The following is an 814-nucleotide window of genomic DNA, read 5'->3' on the forward strand; positions in this document are numbered from 1 at the left end:
TCCCAGCTGGGACTTCGCGAGCGGAAGAAGATCAAGACCCGGACGGCGATCCGCGAGGCCACGTACGCGCTGGTCGAGGAACAGGGCTACGAGGCCACCACGGTCGAGCAGATCGCCGAGCGCGCCGAGGTGTCGCCGTCCACGGTCTTCCGCTACTTCCCCACGAAGGAGGACATCGTCCTCACCGACGAGTACGACAGCGTCATGCAGGACGAACTGCGCGCCCGGCCCGCCGACGAGCCGTGGATGGAGTCCGTGCGGCACATCCTGCACCGCGCCCTCGCCTTCTCCTACGTGGACAGCGAGGTCACCCGGCTGCGCGCCCGCCTGATGATCCAGGTGCCGGCGGTGCGCGCCCGCATGATGGAGAGCATGTCCGTCACCGGGCGGCTGCTCTCCGCCGCCATCGCGGAACGCACCGGCCGGGACGCCGACGACCTGGAGGTACGGGTCCAGACGATGTCCCTGATCGGCGGTCTCACCGAGGTCTACCAGTACTGGGCGGAGCACGGCATGCAGGACGACCTGCTCGGCCTCACCGACCGCGCCCTCAAGGTCCTGGAACACGGGCTCCCCCCGAAAAAGCCCTGAGACCACCACCCGCCCGCATGTCATCCTGACCCGGTGAGCGCACCCGAGATCCACGTCGAATTCGCCCCCGAACTGGCCCTGTTCGTACCCCACGGACGGCGCGGCGGCGCCACCCCGGTCACCACCGACGGCCTCTCCTCCCTCGGCCATGTCGTGGAGTCCCTCGGCGTGCCGCTCACCGAGGTCGGCGCCCTGCGCGTCGACGGCCGCGAGGTCCCGAGGT

At 70.0% G+C, this 814-nt stretch carries 1 protein-coding gene and 1 pseudogene; both read left to right on the forward strand.

The window, feature by feature from the left end:
• The coding region (locus EHS43_RS45380; RefSeq protein WP_260471036.1) for a TetR/AcrR family transcriptional regulator at positions 1-591 on the forward strand (591 nt) is incomplete at its 5' end.
• Positions 592-624: 33 nt separating this feature from the next.
• Positions 625-814: pseudogene (locus tag EHS43_RS45385) on the forward strand (hypothetical protein); the annotation flags it as partial.

This window comes from Streptomyces sp. RP5T (genome assembly GCF_003933965.1).
In the GTDB taxonomy this organism is placed as follows: domain Bacteria; phylum Actinomycetota; class Actinomycetes; order Streptomycetales; family Streptomycetaceae; genus Streptomyces.